The sequence below is a fragment of the Pseudarthrobacter sp. As-47 genome, from assembly GCF_058215595.1.
Genome location: NZ_CM177088.1, coordinates 2,792,059 through 2,810,447, shown reverse-complemented (window position 1 = coordinate 2,810,447; position 18,389 = coordinate 2,792,059). Strand labels below are relative to the sequence as shown.

15 protein-coding genes and 1 riboswitch are annotated in these 18,389 nt (G+C 66.0%); of the genes, 4 read left to right on the top strand and 11 right to left on the bottom strand.

Annotation, left to right across the window (positions count from 1 at the left end; translation table 11 throughout):
* Positions 1-67 precede the first annotated feature (67 nt).
* From AC4BCK_RS12990 to AC4BCK_RS12970, 5 genes are all read right to left on the bottom strand, one after another.
* Positions 68-1,525, bottom strand: coding sequence for an aminotransferase class V-fold PLP-dependent enzyme (locus tag AC4BCK_RS12990; RefSeq protein ID WP_374724814.1), 1,458 nt, complete (start codon positions 1,523-1,525; stop codon positions 68-70).
* 34 nt (positions 1,526-1,559) lie between these two features.
* Positions 1,560-1,673: riboswitch (SAM riboswitch) on the bottom strand.
* A gap of 159 nt (positions 1,674-1,832) precedes the next feature.
* Complete coding sequence (hisN, locus tag AC4BCK_RS12985; protein WP_174181707.1) at positions 1,833-2,645, bottom strand: histidinol-phosphatase; 813 nt, start codon at positions 2,643-2,645, stop codon at positions 1,833-1,835.
* A 47-nt stretch (positions 2,646-2,692) separates the two neighbouring features.
* Entirely contained in the window at positions 2,693-3,808 is a 1,116-nt protein-coding gene (rsgA, locus tag AC4BCK_RS12980; RefSeq protein WP_174181705.1) for a ribosome small subunit-dependent GTPase A, read from the bottom strand.
* On the bottom strand, positions 3,792-5,180 hold the full coding sequence (aroA, locus tag AC4BCK_RS12975; RefSeq protein ID WP_490566010.1) for a 3-phosphoshikimate 1-carboxyvinyltransferase: 1,389 nt from the start codon (positions 5,178-5,180) through the stop codon (positions 3,792-3,794). Before aroA ends, rsgA begins: the two co-directional genes overlap by 17 nt.
* A 6-nt stretch (positions 5,181-5,186) precedes the next feature.
* A complete protein-coding gene (locus tag AC4BCK_RS12970) occupies positions 5,187-5,735 on the bottom strand; it encodes a DoxX family protein (RefSeq protein ID WP_174181701.1) in 549 nt (182 codons plus the stop codon).
* 275 nt (positions 5,736-6,010) lie between these two features.
* Between AC4BCK_RS12970 and AC4BCK_RS12965 the strand changes: the two genes are divergently transcribed.
* On the top strand, positions 6,011-6,850 hold the full coding sequence (locus AC4BCK_RS12965) for a sigma-70 family RNA polymerase sigma factor (protein WP_377088059.1): 840 nt from the start codon (positions 6,011-6,013) through the stop codon (positions 6,848-6,850).
* Positions 6,847-7,107 carry a mycothiol system anti-sigma-R factor gene (gene rsrA, locus AC4BCK_RS12960; protein WP_157241802.1) on the top strand — a complete coding sequence of 87 codons (261 nt, stop codon included), beginning with the start codon at positions 6,847-6,849 and terminating at the stop codon, positions 7,105-7,107. Before AC4BCK_RS12965 ends, rsrA begins: the two co-directional genes overlap by 4 nt.
* 187 nt (positions 7,108-7,294) lie before the next feature.
* On the opposite strand, the gene AC4BCK_RS12955 is transcribed toward rsrA, so the two are convergent.
* The 6 genes from AC4BCK_RS12955 to AC4BCK_RS12930 form a co-directional block, all read right to left on the bottom strand.
* Complete coding sequence (locus tag AC4BCK_RS12955) at positions 7,295-8,854, bottom strand: IS1182 family transposase (RefSeq protein ID WP_490566009.1); 1,560 nt, start codon at positions 8,852-8,854, stop codon at positions 7,295-7,297.
* A gap of 164 nt (positions 8,855-9,018) precedes the next feature.
* The gene (locus tag AC4BCK_RS12950; RefSeq protein WP_369299106.1) at positions 9,019-9,093 is read right to left on the bottom strand and encodes a 50S ribosomal protein bL37; all 75 of its coding nucleotides are present in this window, start codon (positions 9,091-9,093) and stop codon (positions 9,019-9,021) included.
* A gap of 124 nt (positions 9,094-9,217) precedes the next feature.
* Positions 9,218-9,829 carry a PadR family transcriptional regulator gene (locus tag AC4BCK_RS12945; protein ID WP_490566008.1) on the bottom strand — a complete coding sequence of 204 codons (612 nt, stop codon included), beginning with the start codon at positions 9,827-9,829 and terminating at the stop codon, positions 9,218-9,220.
* Positions 9,829-10,656, bottom strand: coding sequence for a DUF4097 family beta strand repeat-containing protein (locus AC4BCK_RS12940; protein ID WP_366276554.1), 828 nt, complete (start codon positions 10,654-10,656; stop codon positions 9,829-9,831). Before AC4BCK_RS12940 ends, AC4BCK_RS12945 begins: the two co-directional genes overlap by 1 nt.
* Before the next feature lie 85 nt (positions 10,657-10,741).
* Positions 10,742-11,341, bottom strand: coding sequence for a GDSL-type esterase/lipase family protein (locus tag AC4BCK_RS12935; protein WP_156507369.1), 600 nt, complete (start codon positions 11,339-11,341; stop codon positions 10,742-10,744).
* A gap of 187 nt (positions 11,342-11,528) precedes the next feature.
* Positions 11,529-15,311: a multifunctional oxoglutarate decarboxylase/oxoglutarate dehydrogenase thiamine pyrophosphate-binding subunit/dihydrolipoyllysine-residue succinyltransferase subunit gene (locus AC4BCK_RS12930; RefSeq protein ID WP_174179072.1), complete on the bottom strand. Its 3,783-nt coding sequence runs from the start codon at positions 15,309-15,311 to the stop codon at positions 11,529-11,531.
* 552 nt (positions 15,312-15,863) lie between these two features.
* On the opposite strand from AC4BCK_RS12930, the gene AC4BCK_RS12925 reads away from it, so the two are divergent.
* On the top strand, positions 15,864-17,270 hold the full coding sequence (locus AC4BCK_RS12925; RefSeq protein WP_366276558.1) for a hemolysin family protein: 1,407 nt from the start codon (positions 15,864-15,866) through the stop codon (positions 17,268-17,270).
* Positions 17,267-18,337: a hemolysin family protein gene (locus AC4BCK_RS12920; RefSeq protein ID WP_364319735.1), complete on the top strand. Its 1,071-nt coding sequence runs from the start codon at positions 17,267-17,269 to the stop codon at positions 18,335-18,337. Before AC4BCK_RS12925 ends, AC4BCK_RS12920 begins: the two co-directional genes overlap by 4 nt.
* The last annotated feature ends 52 nt before the right edge of the window (positions 18,338-18,389 follow it).

Sequence of the window (18,389 nt, the reverse complement as noted above, 5' to 3'; positions counted from 1 at the left end):
TTGGTGTCCTCCGAATTTACCGCATCAGCCGCAACGGCAGGGCGCCGGCCGGCAGGCCAGCCGCAGGTCAGTCGTCGATGCAGGGCGCGGCGCCGGCCGTTCCCGGGGTGTTGGGCGCCCAGTGGGGGTACGTGCGGTTGTCATTGGCGGGAACCCAGCGGCCGGCGTCCACCACATAGTCCCAGCCAAGTCCCTTGGTCCGAAGGTCCCGGATGCCTGCCAGCAGACGTTCGGCATCCTCCAGCCTTGAGCCGACGCCGAAGCTGGCCCGCAGGGAACCGGAGGGAAGGCCCAGCCGCTTCAGCAGCGGGTGCGCGCAGAAGCGGCCGTCGCGCAGGCCCACTCCATGTTCTGCCGAGAGGTAGGCGGCCACCAGGCCGGCGTCGTAGCCTTCCACGGAGAAGTTGACCACGCCGATGGTGTCGGTGTCCGGGTTGGTGTCCTTGAAGATCTGGTGGACGGTGACGCCGTCGATCTCCTGCAGGCCTTCCACCAGGAAGGAGCGGATGGCTGCTTCATGGGCATGCCAGCGGTCCTGGTCCAGTTCCGCGATGACCTGCGTGGCGCGGGCCAGGGTCGCCGCACCCAGCACGTTCGGCGATCCGCCCTCGTGGCGGGCCGGCCCGGTTGCCCAGCTGACGCCGTCGAGCCTGGCTTCCTTGACGGCGCCGCCGCCCGCAAGGTGCGGTGTTCCGGCGTCGAGCCAGTCCGGCCGGCCCACCAGCACGCCGGCACCAAAAGGTGCGTAGAGCTTGTGGCCCGAGAAGGCGAGGTAGTCGACGTCGTCCGCAGTGATGTCGACCCGCCGGTGCGGCGCCAGCTGGGCCGCGTCCACTGCGATCCGTGCGCCGTGCTCGTGCGCCAGCGCGGCGAGGGCGCGGATGGGAAGGATTTCGCCCGTGACGTTGGAAGCCCCGGTCACGGCGAGCAGGCTGACGCCGCCCTGCTGCAGTTCCGCGCGGACCGCGTCAATGGTAGCCGCAATGGTGTCCTCTGCCACGATGCTGCGGTGGGGGACACCCTGCCACGGAAGGAGGTTGGCGTGGTGCTCAATGTCGAGGTACAGGACGTCGCCGTCGGGCCGCCCGTCGGTGACGGGCAGGCAGCCCGCCAGCAGGTTGAGGGAGTCAGTGGTGTTCCGGGTAAAAATCACCGAATCGTCCGGGCGCCCGCCTACGAAGTCGCGGACGATGGCGCGGGCATTCTCATAGACCGAGGTGCTGATCTGGGAGGCATAGCCCGCACCGCGGTGGACGCTGGCGTAGAAGGGCAGGATCTCGTTGAGGTAAGCCGACACCACGGAGAGGGCGGGGGCGGATGCGCCATAGTCCAGGTTGGCGTACCGGGCGTGGCCGCCATGGATCAGCGGGGCCTGGATCTCGGCGCCGCTGACTGCTGCGAGCGGACGGCCGGCGGCGGCGCGGCGCTGGTCGGAAAACGCCGGCGATCCCGGCAGGGCGGCTGCCTGACGCTGGACGGTGGCTTGGGGCGAGACTGCTTCGGGGGAGACGGTGGCAGTTGTCACAGAGACCTCACTTCAGAACAGGACTCCGTGCAGGAATCCGCGCTTGCCGCATCCCTTCCGGACCGGCCTGGTCGTCACCCGGGGCACCCCACCGCGAATGGAGGGTTGCCGGCCAGCAAACCGGGGTTTTGCGCTGGCACTCGTGACCTGGTTAAGAGCGTAGAACATGCGCAGTGAAGGTTAAAAGCCCGCGGAAATGTTAAGGGGTTTGTTACGCGCGGTTGAAAAGGGCCGCCTGCGCCGAAGATCACGACGGCGGACGCCTCCTTTCGGGGGTGCCCGCCGTCGAATATTCGTCCTGCCGGGACTAGAGGAGGTCGTCCAGGTTCGGGTTCAGCCGGCGCAGCACCTCTGAGTGCAGGATGGAATTCGTGGCCAGGGCGTTGCCGCCGAACGGACCGTCCTCGCCCTCCAGCGAGGTGAAGCGGCCACCCGCCTCCACCACGATGGGCACCAGTGCGGCCATGTCGTAGAGGTTCAGTTCAGGCTCGCAGGCGATGTCCACCGAACCTTCGGCCACCATGCAGTAGGACCAGAAGTCACCGAACGCCCGGGTCCGCCACACGTCCTCGGTAAGGCCCAGGAATTCATTGAGGTTTCCGCGCTCCTTCCAGCCGCCAAGGCTCGAATAGGAAAGGGAAGCATCGGACAGATTGGACACATTGGATACCCGGAGGCGGGTGGCAGCGGCAAGTGAACGCCCCATGTAGGCTCCCATGCCCTTGGCGGCCCACCAGCGCTTGCCCAGGGCGGGAGCGCTGACCACGCCCACCACCGGCTCGCCCTCATCCACCAGCGCGATCAGGGTGGCCCAGACCGGAACGCCCCGGACGAAGTTCTTGGTGCCGTCAATGGGGTCGATAATCCACCGCCGCGAGCCGTGGCCTGTGCTGCCAAACTCCTCGCCGAGTACGGCATCGCGTGGACGGGAGCGGGAGAGCTGGCCGCGGATGGCTTCCTCGGCTGCCTTGTCCGCATCGGTGACGGGCGTCAGGTCCGGCTTGGTCTCAATGTGGAGGTCCTGGGCCTTGAAGCGGCTCATGGTCTGGTCATCCACGGAATCGGCCAGGACGTGGGCCAGGCGCAGGTCATCGTTGTAGCTCGAAGCGGGTTGGATCATGGTTCCAAACTACCGTCTGCGCGCCGTTCTGGCGGGAAGCGGGCCCGTCAGGTCACGCTGCCCAGTTCCTTTGCCTCCTGGGCTTCCATTCGCGGGTCCGTGCCGAGGAGGCGCCGCAGGGAGCCCAGCCGTGCTGCTCCGGTGGGGCCGGCATGTCCCCCGCCCACCCATGCGTCCAGCCCGCAGTTCACCGCGGTGGCGGTGTGCTTGCACCCGCGCTCACAGTCGTCAATGCCGGGGGAGAGGTCCGGGAAGGAGCGGAGGATGCGGTCCGGGTCCACGTGCGCCAGGCCGAACGAGCGGATGCCGGGGGTGTCGATGATCCAGCTTCCGGACGGCGCATCCGCCAGCTTCAGGGCAAGGGCCGACGACGACGTGTGCCGGCCGCGGCCCGTGACGGCGTTCACTCCGCCGGTGGCCCGTTCCGCACCGGTCAGCGCATTGACCATCGTTGACTTTCCAACGCCTGAGTGCCCCAGCATCACGGTGACCTTGCCGTCCAGGTGGCCCCGCATCTCGGCGACGGCCGAGCTGTCCAGCCGTGCGGACAGGCCGTCGTCGGAACGGGCGTCAATGCCCGAGGCGGCGGAATCGGCTGTCCGGCTGATGATCACGGGAAAGTCCAGGTGGGTGTAGTTGGACAGCAGTTCCGCGGGATCCTTGACGTCCGCCTTGGTGACCAGCAGGATCGGCTCGATGCCTGCGTCATAGGCGGCCACCAGGGCACGGTCGATGAAGCCGGTCCGCGGCTCGGGGTTGGCGGCTGCCACCACGATCACCAGCTGGTCGGCGTTGGCCACCACTGCCCGTTCCACGGGATCCGTGTCGTCGGCGCTGCGCCGCAGGAGGGTCTTGCGGTCCTGGATCTTCACCAGCCGGGCCAGGGTGTCCGGCTCCCCGGAGACGTCCCCGACCAGCGAGACAAAGTCTCCTGCGACCACCGGGTTCCGGCGGAGTTCCCTGGCCCGGGCGGCAATGACTACCCTCTCGTTCCCCGAGTCCTCTCCCACAACTGCGGTGTACCGGCCCCGGTCAACAGTGATGATGCGCCCCGTGACGGCATCATCGTGGCTGGGCCTGTCCTTGGTGCGGGGCCGGGAGCCCTTCTTGCTGGGACGGATCCGGACGTCCGATTCATCCCAGGAATCAGTGCTCCGCGCCACCGCTGGAACCTTCCGACGCCGGTTCGGCGGGGCCATTCTGCGCCAGCATGTCTGCCCACAGCCGGGGGAAATCCGGCATGGTCTTGGAGGTAGTGCCGATGTCCTCCACCTGGACGCCCTCCACGGCGAGGCCAAGGATGGCGCCCGCAGTGGCCATGCGGTGGTCCGCATAGCTGTGGACGACGCCGGCGTGCAGCTGTGCGGGGCGGATCACCAGGCCGTCGCTGGTTTCCTCTGCGTCACCGCCAAGGCGGTTGATCTCGGTGACGAGGGCGGCGAGCCGGTCCGTCTCGTGGCCCCGCAGGTGCGCGATGCCGGTGAGCCGGGAGGGGCCGGTGGCCAACGCACACAGGGCGGCCACGGTGGGGGCGAGTTCGCTGGTGTCGGCGAAGTCTCCGCCCTTGATGTGGGGTCCGCCCGTGACCGTGAGGACGCCCTCGTCCAGCGTTACCTCCGCACCCATCGTGGCCAGGATGCTGCGCCAGAGGTCACCGACCTGCTGCGTTTCGTCCGGCCAGCCGGGGATCCGCACCGTTCCGCGGGAGGCCAGCGCGGCGGCGAGGAAGGGGCCGGCGTTGGACAGGTCCTGCTCGATCCGCTGGTCGAAGGCGCGGATGGGGCCGGGGCTGACCACCCAGTGGTTGGGCACCGAGTCATCAACGGCAACCCCGGCGCCGCGAAGGACCGCCACGGTCATGTTGACGTGGTCGAGGCTCGGCACCGGCTTGCCCACGTGCTCGAGGTGCAGGCCCTCGGTAAACCTTGCGCCCACCAGGAGCAGCGCCGAAACGAACTGGGAGGACGCGCTGGCATCGATGACCAGGTGGCCGCCGCGGACCTCGCCCGTGCCCTCCACAACGAACGGCAGTGACGACGGCGTCCCGCCCCCTTCCGCCGATACGGCCACCCCCAGCGCAGTGAGCGCCTCGATGATCGTTCCCATCGGCCGTTTGCGGGCATGGGGGTCGCCGTCGAACACGCTTCCGCCGTTCCGCAGGGCGGCAAGGGGTGGAACGAACCGCATGACCGTACCCGCGAGCCCGCAATCGATCCTTGTCAGGGGTGACGCGGCATCCGGGTCCAGCGGAACCACTTCCAGGTCGGGCCCAAAGGCACCGTCCCCGGGAACCTCCGTGATGGTGGCACCCAACTGGCGGAGTGCCTCGATCATGAGTGCTGAGTCCCTCGAATGGAGGGGAGCCCGCAGGCGGGACGGCCCGTCGGCCAAGGCGGCAAGAACGAGGTACCTGTTGGTCAGGGACTTCGATCCGGGCACGGTGACGGTGGCATCGACGGGCCGGGACGCGAAGGGCGCGGGCCAATGGGGAAGGGGCATTCCGGAGTCATCCCGGACGGCGGCTGCTGCGGTCATGCGGTGTTATGCCCCCGTGGCCTGTTCCACGGCGCGCCGCACAACCTTGTCCGCCTTGTGGAGCTTCTTGTTGGTGGTCTTCCGGGCGTCGGCCGCCAGGTGGGAGGCGTTCCTTCGTGCATCTGCTGCCAGGTGTTCAGCCCGCCAGGCCAGGCCCGGCTTGCCGGCGGTGTCAACGGATGCCAGCAGGGCGCCGCCGCTCAGGGACAGGTTCTTGAGGAGCTGGTTACGGCGGTTTTCCCGCCCTTCCTTGCTGCTGATGTCCGCACTGCGCCACTCAACAAAGGTGTTCAGCAGGGAGATCACCGTGAGCAGCGTGGCCGAGAGCCTGGAGAATTTACCCAGTCCGAAAAGCACGCCGGCTCCCACCTGCGTTCCGCCGATGACGCGGGCAAGGGTTTTCTCGTCCGACTTGAAGGGCAGGGACGCGGCAGCCTTGCGAAGCAGCGGCGAAAGCTGCTGCGCTGTGTCATCGGCGTTTTTGAGCTTATCCACTCCGGCAATGACGAAACTGGAGGCCAGCATGGGGCGGGCAAGCGTGCGGAAAAAGGACATGGATTTCCTCCTGGATGGACGAACCGCATCGAAAGCGGCGGAGTCCGTTCTAGTCTTGCACTTTTGGGGAATATTTGCCGAAGGCGTGGGGTTATTCATGACGCATCCGGGAATGCTGCGCCGCAGGGGAAGCCATGGCTGCAGCATGGAACTGCCGGCAGGCGCAGATCGCCGGATGCAGGTATCCAGATTCAGATACAGGGATGGACAAGCAGAGCGGAGTTGTGCCCTTGGCGCGGGTGTTGGACGGAATTGAAACAGCAGGCCCGGTGGCAATGGACTCATTCGAGGCTGAACCGCCAGGCTATGGCTCGCCGCGTGCGCGCAGCCTCCCAGTAGACTTGAAGGCAATGAGCACCCTGGATCCGGCCGTCGCGGCCATGTATGAGGCTTCCGACAGTGAAGCGAAGAGCAGCGCAGCAGCAGGGCCTGAGGCTGCGGAGTCAGCCGTGGTCCCGGCGCCTGCCGAAACCGGCGGGGATCTGGTGGATGTATCCACTGAATCGGTGGAACAGCGCCGCCTGAGGTTCGAACGCGATGCGATGCAGTACGTGGACCAGCTGTACTCGGCTGCCATGCGCATGGCGAGGAACCCGTCTGACGCCGAGGACCTCGTTCAGGAGGCCTACACCAAGGCCTTCTCTGCTTTCCACCAGTACCGGCCGGGGACCAACCTCAAGGCCTGGCTGTACCGCATCCTGACGAACACGTACATCAATCTGTACCGGAAGCGGCAGCGCGAGCCGCTCCAGTCCAACTCGGACACGATCGAGGACTGGCAGTTGGCGCGGGCAGAGTCGCACACCTCCAGCGGACTGCGCTCCGCCGAGGCAGAGGCGTTGGACCACCTTCCGGATTCCGACGTCAAAAGGGCGCTCCAGGACATCCCCGAGGAATTCCGCCTTGCGGTCTACTTCGCGGACGTGGAGGGGTTCGCCTACAAGGAAATTTCAGACATCATGAACACGCCCATCGGCACGGTGATGTCCCGGCTCCACCGTGGCCGGAGGATGCTGCGGGACATGTTGGGGGAGTACGCCGCAGAGCGCGGGTTCAAGACGGCCGCTACTTCACAGGACGCGGCGGGAAGCACACAACAGGAGAACAGGAAATGAGCGACTGCCAGGGATTGGGCGACTGCGACGACACCCGGATGCAACGCATTTACGAGTACCTCGACGGTGCCCTGACCCGCGAGGACATCACGGAGATCAAGAACCACCTTGATGACTGCCCGGAATGCACGGAGCAGTACGACCTTGAGTGCGTGATCCGCAACATGGTTAAACGCTCCTGCACCGAAGCTGCTCCGGAAAACCTGAAGAACGCCATTCTTGACCGGATCCACACCATCCGGCCGGTGGACGCCTAGGAGACTGCTGAACTAAGTGCTTTATGGGGCTGGTCCGGGGCGTTCACGTGTCGGGGCCAGCCCTTCCTTTTGTGGTCTCGGGTTCTGTGATTGAAGCATCGGGTCCTGTTTCTGGGCTTTTGAGGGTTGTTCGCCGGGTGGCGGGTCCGGTTTTCGCTGGCGGGAGGCCCTGAGGTGGTGCCCGCGTTCAAGCGATGGCCCAGGATCCTTTTTCGCTGGTAAGTCCGAGCGCGAGGAGGCGTCGCAGGTTCAGCCCGGCAATCCTCAGTTGCAGCCAGGCATTGTTCTGGTTTGTGCCGCGGTGCCGAACGCGGCGGTTGCCGCGGGTGAGCCAGGCGATGGACCGTTCGACCATGGGCCGGTGGGTGCGGTAGTCGTGCTGGAAGTCCGGGTCCGTGGCGCGTTTCCGGTGTTCGCGCTGCAGGGCGTCGTGCTCGTGCAGTTCGAGTTTGCGCCCGCGTGGGGAGCCGGTGCACCGGGCCCGGAGCGGGCAGCTGCTGCAGGCGGCGCCGAAGGTGACCCGCCGCTTAGCGGTGATCCTGCGCGTAAGCCCGTTCGGGCAGGTCGCGGTGCCTGCTGCTTCATCGACGGTGAAGTCATCGAGGGTGAACCCGCCTTCGACGGCCGGGCGCAGCGGCCAGGGTTTGATCACCGGGGTATGGCCGGTGCGGGCGAGAGCGGCGAGCATTTCCCCGGAACCGTAGGCCGAGTCTGCCAGGACGTCCACGCTGGTCCCGGCGATCGTGGGCTCCATGCCGATCAGCCGGGCGCCGACGGCCCCGTCGCTGTTCTCCGGTCCGGAGGCCTTGGTCAGCTCCGCGGCGGTGATCAGCCCGGTATCGGGCTCGATGACAATGTGGGCTTTGAATCCGTCCTGCTGCCGGGACCTGGTCTTATGCGCGTGCCGGGTGTCCGGGTCCACGGTGGAGATCATCCGGTCCGGTGCGACCTTCCGGGCGATCCGCCACCGCCCGTCGGTCCCGTCCGAGTCCTCGGCCGGTTCCACGTCCTGCCCGGCGACCAGTGCAAGCAGCGCGTACGCATCGGCCCCCCTGCCCTCCAAGGTCTCGGGATCGACCGCGGCCAGCAGCGCCAGCGCATCGGTGACCAGCGCCGAGACCAGCCCGTCCCTGGCATCCTGGTCGTCCCAGGCGATGTCCGGCTTACCGGTGCGCGTGTAGTCATACCCCTTCGCGTGGGTGGCCAGCAGGTCCTGGCCGCCGGGGATGTCACGGCCGAAGCGGCGCACCGCTGCGATCAGCTGCGTGATCGTGTCCTGCCTCGCGACCGCGTCATCCAACACTGTTGAATCAACCGCCCGCCGGCGCTTGCCCGCCAGGACTCCGGTTTCCGCAACGACCTCGGCGATGGCCTTCATGATCCGGTGCGGGTTCTTCGATGCCGCCAGCCGCCGGCGCCAGTACGTCAGCGTGCTCGGATGGAATGCCGTATCGGTCAGTCCGTACCCGCACGCGGCTTTCCAGCGCAGATCGTACGTCAACGCCTCGGCTGTTTCCCGGTCAGAGAGGCCCTGCAACGCCTGCAGCACCAGCACCGAACCGATCACCGAAGCGGGAACTGACGGCCGGCCCCGCCGCGACGGGAACAGGTCCTCCATCATCGAATCCGGAAACAACCGCCCCCGATGCTTGGCCAGAAAAGCGAAGACACTGCCCGGAGCCAACAACTCTCCGGCCAGCGCCTCCACATCCAAATACCCGCGTTGCGCGTCCTCGCGTCCCTGCATAAGACCAGTCTTAACCACCAGCCTCACCAGTCCAGCCGACGCGCCTAAACCAGCGGATATTTCAGCAGTCTCCTAGGACGCCACTCCCCAGCTGACAACAAAGAACCCCGGAAGCCATGTGGCTTCCGGGGTTCTTTGTTTGAACCGTAGTTCCTGGCATGTGCCTAGGTGTTGGGGCGCTTCCCGTGGTTCGCGCCGCCACGCTTACGGTCACGACGCTTGCGTGCACGCTTGCTCATAGCTGGCCTCCTTAATGTTGGTACTCAAAAGAGCTGCCCTCAAGTCTCCCACATCACGGGGCGGCCCGCGAACCAGGAACAGCCGGATGACCTGCGCATTGACGGCGGTGGGACCCCTGGCGGGCTAAGAGCCCAGTGAGTTGCGGATGGAGATGCCGGCCTGTTCCAGGACTGTCCTCAGCGTTTCCATTGCCACGGGACTGAGCGGTTGCCTGCCGGCGTGCAGCCGCAGCTCCGCCCTGAGGTCGTCCCGGAACTGCTGGAGCATCATTTCGGCTTCCTTGAGGGACCGCTGGCTTTCGGCCGGCAGCCGTCCGGGGACCCTGAACTCCGTGGACAGTGCGCTGGCGCGGGCTGCCTCTGCGGTGGCAGCAAGGTCCGCACGCAGCCCCCTCATGTTGCTGCGGATGTCCGCGCGCAGGTTGTCCGCCAGCCGACGGACAGAGGCTGAAATCTCGCTCTCCACGCCTGCCAGCTCGTCGCGGCGGCGGTTGAGCTCCGCCAGGCCTGCGGAGGTGATGTGGTAGTTCGTGCGGCGGCCGGCGGATTCGGTGGCCACCAGGCCTTCCTCCTCGAGTTTGCCCAGCCGGGGATAGATGGTGCCGGCGCTGGGGGAGTATGTCCCGCCGAACCGCTCCTTGAGCGCCTTGATGAGCTCATAGCCGTGTTTGGGCCCGGACTCAAGAAGCGCCAGAAGGTAAAGCCGGAGCGCGCCGTGGGCAAAGACCGGTGCCATCAGGTCCCTGCTTCTGCGTTTCCTGCCACGGTCCTGTGGAAGATGGAGGTCTTTCCGGACACTGAGTTGGTCCGCACCAGCATCAGCTGGCCGTCAGGGCCCGCAATGGTCTCCACCTTGCCTCCCACCACCGTGTACCGCTGGTCCCCGATCACCACCGCACCGCTGGCGGACTTGGCGATGATGTCCACGCCTACGTCGTGGGGCAGCCGGATGGTGATGTCTCCCGAAACTGAGTTCGCCCCGAAATCATGGGTGAAACCCAGGAGGTCGAAGCTCATGTCCCCGCTGACGGTGTTCGCCCGGATATTGCTGAGGCGGCCGGACGCCGTCACTTCACCGGAGACGCTCTTGGCCGTCAGGACCCCGGTGTGGTTGCGGATGGAGACTTCCCCGCTGACAGTCTGGACGTTCAGTTCCCCGGCTGTGCTGTCCGCCATGACCGAACCGGAAACCGTGCTGAGGCGGGTGTTCGCGGCTATGCCGGACACCAGCCCGTCGCCGCTGACGGTGCCGGCTTCCACGCTGACGTGGGCCGGCACGGCAATGCTGATGACGGCCGAGTTTTCGCTGTTGTGGTTGACCGTTCCCATCAGGTTCTTGAACCAGCCTTGCGGGCCGTGCAGCTGGTGGCGCACCTCCAGCCGGCCGTCGCTCAGGGAAACAGCCACCGGATCACCGTGCACATCCGAAATCTCTACCCGCGTGACGGGTTCCTGGTGCGTAACGACGTCGAAGCGTCCCTGCACCATGCCCAGTTTCAGGGACGTCACGCCGTCGACGTCGATGGTCTCCGGACTGGTGACAGTCCATTCTTGATCGGTCACGGGCCCTCCAGGCGATATATCGTGTTGACCCTTCCCAACGTACCCCTTCCCATGGGGCAGGTCAAGATATATCGCGAACCTGGTGCTACTCCGGAGCGTCCAGGCCCAGCCACTGGAACCAGCCACGGTGCAGCACCAGCCAGGCCATCAGCCCGTAGCCGGCCTGGCCGGGCGTGCCGCCCTGGGCTGCCAGGTCCTGCCGCCACTGTTCGTGGTTCAGGAGCGGGGAGAACGTGTCCACGTACAGGTGCTTGCGCCGGGTGGTGACGTCGGCGAAGGCGGTGTTGAGTTCGTCAAGGCGCCTGTTCTGGGCGGGGTCCAGGGTGGGGGGAGGGCCCACCACGAAGACCTCGATACGGTTCTGGGACGCCGAGTCCAGGATGTTGGCCAGGTTGAGCCGGCTGCGTGCGGTGGAGAGCCCGAACTCGATGTCGCGTCCGGAGAGCCCGATCACCAGGCGGTTCTCCGCCTTGTCGCTGAAGCGGCGCCCGGCCTCTTCGAGCCAGCGCGCGGCAAGGCCTTCCGTCCCTTCCTCAGGGCAGGGGAGGGCGTAGCTTTCGAGGAGCATGCTGTCCCGGGGAGTGCGGGCCAGCACACGGCCCAGCCAGCCGAGGGCCCGGGGGTCACCCAGTCCGGCCAGCAGTTCATCTCCTACAGCTGCAATCCGCAGCTTCCTGTCTTCCACGCGTTCCTCTTTACGTCGGTGCCTTGCCGCCGCCGCGGGCCTGGTTCAGGCCGCGGGGTAGGGCCGTGCATGCGATTGGGGCTTTTCATTCAGCGCTGCCTGTTTCCTTCAGCGCTGTGCACTCCATTAAACAGAACCGCCCGGCCGGAGTCTGGGATTTCGACGTCCGGCCGGGCAGCCTTAGTGCTTATTTCCGTGCAAATGCCTGCTTCAGGAGGACATCCTGCTCCGCGGCGTGCCGTTTCATGGACCCGGCGGCAGTGGATGCCGACGCCGGACGCGAAACCAGCCGGATGGTGCGCTCCAGGGCACCCGGAAGGTTCAGGCCAATGAACGGCCACGGACCCTGGTTGGCAGGCTCGTCCTGCGCCCACACAACTTCCGCGTTCGGGTACTTGGCGAGTTCCTTTGCGATCTCCTCGTGCGGCAGCGGGTAGAGCTGCTCCACGCGGACGATCGCGGTGGTCTTGTCATCCGTCTTCTGCCGGGTGGACAGGAGATCGTAGTACAGGCGGCCGGAGACCAGCAGGACGCGTTCGACGGCGTCCCCCGCCAGCTGCTCGTGTTCCCCAATCACGGGGCGGAACGTGCCGGTGGTGAAATCCTCCACGGATGATGCCGCAGCCTTGAGGCGCAGCAGCTGCTTGGGCGTGAAGATGATCAGCGGCTTGCGCGGCCGGTTGTAGGCCTGGCGGCGCAGCAGGTGGAAGTGCGAGGCCGCCGTGGTGGGGTTGGCCACGATCATGTTCTCTTCGGCGCACAGCTGCAGGAACCGCTCGATCCTCGCGGAGGAGTGGTCCGGGCCCTGGCCTTCGTATCCGTGGGGCAGCATCAGGACCAGCGAGGACCGCTGTCCCCACTTCTGCTCCGCGGAGGAGATGAACTCGTCGATGATGGTCTGGGCACCGTTGACGAAGTCGCCGAACTGCGCCTCCCACAGGACCAGCGCATCCGGCCGCTCAACAGAGTAGCCGTACTCGAAGCCCATGGCCGCGTATTCCGAAAGCAGGGAGTCGTAGATCCAGAGCTTCGCCTGGTCGTCGGTGAGGTTGCCGAGCGGCAGCCATTCCTTGCCGTTGGCGCGGTCGTGGAAGACGGCGTGGCGCTGCACGAACGTGCCGCGGCGGGAGTCCTGTCCCGCCAGGCGTACAGGAACTCCTTCCATGATGAGTGAACCGAAGGCTGCGATTTCACCGAAGCCCCAGTCGATGCCGCCCTCGCGGGACATCTGTTCGCGCTTCTCGAGCAGCTGCTTGAGCTTCGCGTGGACGGTGAAGCCCTCGGGGACTTCCACGTGCGCCTTGCCGATCCGGGCCAGGGTGTCCGCGGAAATGGCCGTCGAGACCGGCGCGGAGGTGCCGGAGTCGGACTGCTGGGAGATGGGACGCTCGATGTCCGAGACAGCGGCAGTGTCTGCCGTGACGATCGGGATAGGGGAGGTCTGGGCCGCGTGGGTTTCGGCGAAGACGCGTTCCAGGCGCTCCTGGTAGTCGCGGAGCAGCTGCTCGGCTTCTTCCTCGGTGATGTCGCCACGGCCGATCAGGGACTCGGTGTAGAGCTTGCGGACCGAGCGCTTGGCCTCGATGAGGTTGTACATCAGCGGCTGGGTCATCGAGGGGTCGTCGCCCTCGTTGTGCCCGCGGCGGCGGTAGCAGACCATGTCGATGACGACGTCCTTGTGGAACCGCTGGCGGAACTCGTAGGCGAGCTGCCCGATGCGGACCACTGCCTCGGGGTCGTCGCCGTTCACGTGGAACACAGGGGCCTGGATCATCTTGGCAACGTCCGTGGAGTACGTGGACGAGCGTGATGATGACGGGGCCGTCGTGAAGCCCACCTGGTTGTTGACAACAACGTGGATGGTTCCGCCGGTGCGGTAGCCGCGGAGCTGGGACAGGTTGAGCGTTTCGGCGACAACGCCCTGGCCGGCAAATGCCGCGTCACCGTGGACCATGATCGGCAGGACAGGGAAGGACTCGCCCTGGTCCAGCCGGTCCTGCTTGGCGCGGACAATGCCCTCCAGGACGGGGTCCACCGCCTCAAGGTGGGACGGGTTGGCGGCGAGGTAGACCTTGGTTTCCTTGCCGTTGTCCGAGGTGAAGGTCCCCTCGGTGCCCAGGTGGTACTTGACGTCGCCGGATCCCTGCACGGAGCGGGGGTCCTGGGTGCCTTCGAATTCGCGGAAGACCTGCGCGTAGGTCTTGCCGGCGATGTTGGTGAGCACGTTCAGGCGGCCGCGGTGGGCCATGCCGATGGCTACCTCGTCCAGGCCGTCGTCGGCGGCGTCGGACATGATGGCGTCCAGCAGCGGAATCAGGGACTCGCCGCCCTCCAGCGAGAAGCGCTTCTGGCCGACGAACTTGGTCTGCAGGAAGGTTTCGAAGGCCTCGGCTGCGTTCAGCTTGGAAACGATGCGCAGCTGCTCTTCGCGGCTGGGCTTGGAGTAAGGGTGCTCCAGCTGGTCCTGGAACCATTTGCGTTCGGCAGGCTCCTGGATGTGCATGTATTCGATGCCGGTGGTGCGGCAGTAGGCATCGCGCAGGACGCCCAGGATGTCGCGGAACTTGAGCATCGGCTTGCCGCCGAAGCCGCCGGTGGGCCATTCACGGTCCAGGTCCCAGAGCGTCAGCCCGTAGGTCAGGACGTCGAGGTCCGGGTGCTTGCGCTGGACATACTCCAGGGGATCGGTGTCCGCCATCAGGTGGCCGCGGACGCGGTAGGAGTGGATCAGCTGCTGGATCCGTGCCACCTTGTTGATTTCGTCGGCCGGGTCCACCTGCTTGTCGGCGCTCCAGCGCACGGGCTCGTACGGGATACGGAGCGACTCGAAGATTTCATCGTAGAAGTTCTGTGCGCCGAGGAGCAGCTGGTGGACAAGCTTGAGGAACTCGCCGCTGCCGGCACCCTGGATCACGCGGTGATCGTAGGTGGAGGTCAGGGTGAGGACCTTGCTGATCGCGTTCTGGGCGATGATCTTTTCGCTGGCACCCTGGAATTCTGCGGGGTAGTCGAGGGCGCCGACGCCGATGATGGCAGCCTGGCCCTTGGACAGGCGGGGCACCGAGTGGACGGTGCCGATGCCGCCGGGGTTGGTCAGCGACACGGTGGTGCCCTGGTGGTCCTCCGCCGTGAGCTTGCCGTTGCGGGCGCGCTTGATCAGGTCCTCGTAGGTGTGCCAGAACTCGGAGAAGTTGAGGGTTTCGGCCTTCTTGATGTTCGGGACCATGAGCAGGCGGGTGCCGTCCGGCTTCGGCATGTCGATGGCAATGCCGAAGTTCACGTGGGCCGGCTGGACGGCAACGGGCTTGCCGTCCACTTCGTCGTAGTACACGTTCATGGAGGGGAACTGGGAGAGCGCGCGGATCACGGCGTAGCCGATGAGGTGTGTGAAGGACACCTTGCCGCCTCGGGCGCGGGCCAGGTTCGAGTTGATGACCACGCGGTTGTCGATCAGCAGCTTGGCCGGGATGGCGCGGACGCTGGTGGCCGTGGGCACCTGGAGGCTGGTGACCATGTTCGTGGCGATGGCCTTTGCCGGTCCGCGGAGGACGGAGACGACGTCTTCCTCAGGAGCGGTGGGTGCCTTGACGTTCTTGGGCAGCTGCGCCGGGATGGGCTGGGAGCCGGTTCCGGCCTCGGTCTTCTTGCCGCCGTCGCGGGCAACGGTGGCGGGGGCCTTCTTTGCCGGTGCGGGCGCGGAGGCCGGTGGAGCGGACGGTACCGGCGGGACCGCAGGTGCTGCTGCCGGCGACGGTGCCGGGGCTGCATTTACTGACGGCATTTCCCTGGTAGCGGGATGGGCAGAATTTCCGTTGGAAGAAGAACTGCCCGACCCGAACGATTCAAACAGCGGCCACCACTTGGCATCCACGGCGTTCTTGTCCTGCTGGTACTGCTCGTACAGTTCGTCAACGAGCCACTCGTTTCCGCCAAATTCCTCTGGTAGACGGTGGCTAGGCTGCTCTGGCACTTGAAATACGCCTCTTCCATGAGTTTGATTTCTCCCCGGCCCCACGGTGCTTCAGCAACACGTTCGAACCGATTTCTGCGTCCTCTGAACCCAGACCTTTGCAAGTCTAGTGAGCATCGTGTGTTAACTGCCAATAAGGGTGACCCAAATCATGAAGTGACGCGGGGATGGCGGAATATGGCGGAAAACGGCGTCATCAACGGTGTGTTGCCCGGCGGCGGAAAGACCGCCAGCGAAGCACCCGGCGGGTGGCAGTGCGGGTGAAGCTGGCGCAGGTGCCTCCTGTAGACTGAAGCTCTTATGGACAGTAAATCTAGGTGCCGGCCTGGGGGCTGTCAGCGGAGCATGAAGAGCAGCACCGCGCAGTCCACCCGCAGAGCCGGCAAACCCCGAACACCAGCCCATCATCCGCCGGCAGCGCGGCCGGCCAGCGGCCCCGGGAAACGGGCACCGGCTTCAGCCGACCATCCTCCGCCGGGAAGACGTTCCAGTCTCCGCAACTTTCCTTCTTCAGCCATGACATTCGCCACCGCCGTCCAGGCGGGATGCTGAATGGAATGGCTTCTCCTTGCAGCAGGCCTGCTGCTGATTGCCGGCACCGGATTCTTTGTGGCCGTCGAGTTCTCCCTTATCGCCCTGGACCAGCCCACGGTCCAACGTGCCATTGACGACGGCGACACCGGCGCTGTCCCTTTGCTCACCTGCCTGAAATCGCTGTCCACGCAGCTGTCCAGCTGCCAGCTGGGCATCACTCTGACAACGCTCCTGACCGGCTACGTGATGGAGCCATCGGTGGGACGCCTCCTGGAAGCCCCCCTGGCCGCCGTCGGACTTCCCGATGTCGCCGTCGCTTCCGTCTCCCTGGTCCTGGCCATGGTGCTCGCTACCCTGCTCTCCATGCTCCTGGGCGAACTGGTGCCGAAGAACATGGCCATCGCGCTGTCCTTCCCGGTTGGCCGTGCGCTCGCCCGGCCCCAGCTGATGTTCACGGCCGTCTTCAAGCCGGCCATCGTGGTACTCAACGGATTCTCCAACAAGGTGCTGAACGTCTTCGGGCTGGAGGCGAAGGAAGAAATTTCCGGTGCCCGGACACCGGCGGAACTCGCATCACTGGTGCGCCGGTCCGCGGCCATGGGAACGCTCGACGCCGGCACTGCCAACTTCGTGGCGCGTACCCTCAACTTCTCCGCCAGGACAGCGGCAGACGTCATGACGCCCCGCATCCGGGTGGAAACGATTGATGCCGACCAGCCCGTCTCGGATGTCCTCAGTGCTGCACGCCGGACCGGATACTCGCGGTTCCCGGTGATTGGTGATTCCGCGGATGACATCCGGGGGCTGGTCCACGTCAAGAAGGCAGTGGCTGTGCCGTGGGACCGCCGGCAGAACCTGGAAGCCGGTGCCATCATGACGGAGGTGCTGAGGGTCCCCGAAACCATCCACCTCGACGCCCTGCTTGCGGAACTCCGCGAGGGCAACCTCCAGCTCGCCGTCGTCCTGGACGAGTACGGCGGAACCGCCGGCATCGCCACGCTCGAGGACCTGGTGGAGGAAATCGTGGGAGAGGTGGCGGACGAGCATGACAAGGTCCGCCCTGGACTCCTGCAGAGTGCTTCCGGCGACTGGTACTTCCCGGGCCTGCTCCGCCCGGACGAGCTGTCCGAGCAGATTCCCCGGCTGAGCGTCCCGGACGAAGCCGCCTACGAAACCGTGGGCGGATACGTCATGAGCAAGCTGGGCCGGATCGCCGTCGTTGGGGATACTGTCCTTGTTGGCGGCGGCACGCTGAGCGTCACCAGGATGGACGGGCGCCGCATTGACCGGATCTGTTTCCGGCCGGCTGCCGACTCCGACGACAACGACCGCGCGGACAGCTCCCAGCGCGACGATCATCCCAGGCGCGACGACAAGTCCACCCGGAACGGCAGGAACCAACGCGACGACAGGGCTGAACAATGAGCGACTGGGCCGGGATCCTCTGGCTGGCTGTGCTGCTGCTCGGCAACGCGTTTTTCGTGGCCGCAGAATTTGCCGTCATGTCCGCGCGGCGCAGCCAGATCGAACCGCTGGCCGAGGCAGGGTCCAAGCGGGCGCAGACCACCCTCCGCGCCATGGAGAACGTGTCGCTGATGCTGGCATGCGCACAGCTTGGCATCACCGTCTGCTCCCTCTTGATCCTGCTGGTGGCAGAACCAGCCATCCACCACCTCCTCGCCGTACCGCTGGAGACGCTGGGCCTGCCGAAGGAAGTTGCCGATGTGGCAGCGTTCGCGGTGGCGCTGATGCTGGTGACGTTCCTGCACGTGACCTTCGGGGAAATGGTGCCAAAGAACATCTCGGTCAGCGTGGCTGACAAGGCGGCGCTCCTGCTTGCCCCGCCGCTGATGTTCGTTGCCCGGCTGGTCCACCCCGTCATCTCGGTCCTCAACTGGTCGGCCAACCACATCCTCAAGCTCCTCCGCATCGAGCCCAAGGATGAGGTGAACTCCTCCTTCACGCTGGAGGAAGTGCAGTCCATTGTCCAGGAGTCCACCCGCCACGGGCTGGTGGATGACGACGCCGGGCTCATCACCGGCGCGCTGGAATTCTCCGAGTACACGGCCGCGGACATCATGGTTCCTGTGGAGAAGCTGGTTATGCTCCGGGCCGCCACCACGCCAGTGGAGTTCGAGAAGGCCGTGAGCCGCACCGGATTCTCCCGGTTCCCCATGCTTGACGAGGACGACATGCTGTACGGCTACCTCCACGTCAAGGATGTACTCTCCATCCCCGAGCAGGCATATGAGCGGCCCATCGCCGAGAGCCGCATCCGCTCCCTGGCCAACCTGGCGCTGGACGATGAGATCGAGAAGGCAATGTCCGTCATGCAGCGCACCGGATCCCACCTTGCACGGGTGATCGGGCCCGACGGCAACACCAAGGGCGTCCTGTTCCTGGAAGACGTGATCGAGCAGCTCGTCGGCGAAATCCGGGATGCAACCCAGGCCACCGGCATCCGGCGGCTGGGGCAGCCCAACGGGGGTTAGCGGGAGGTGCCCTTCTCCCGCGGGCGGTGGGCACCGGTGTCATGGCACCCTT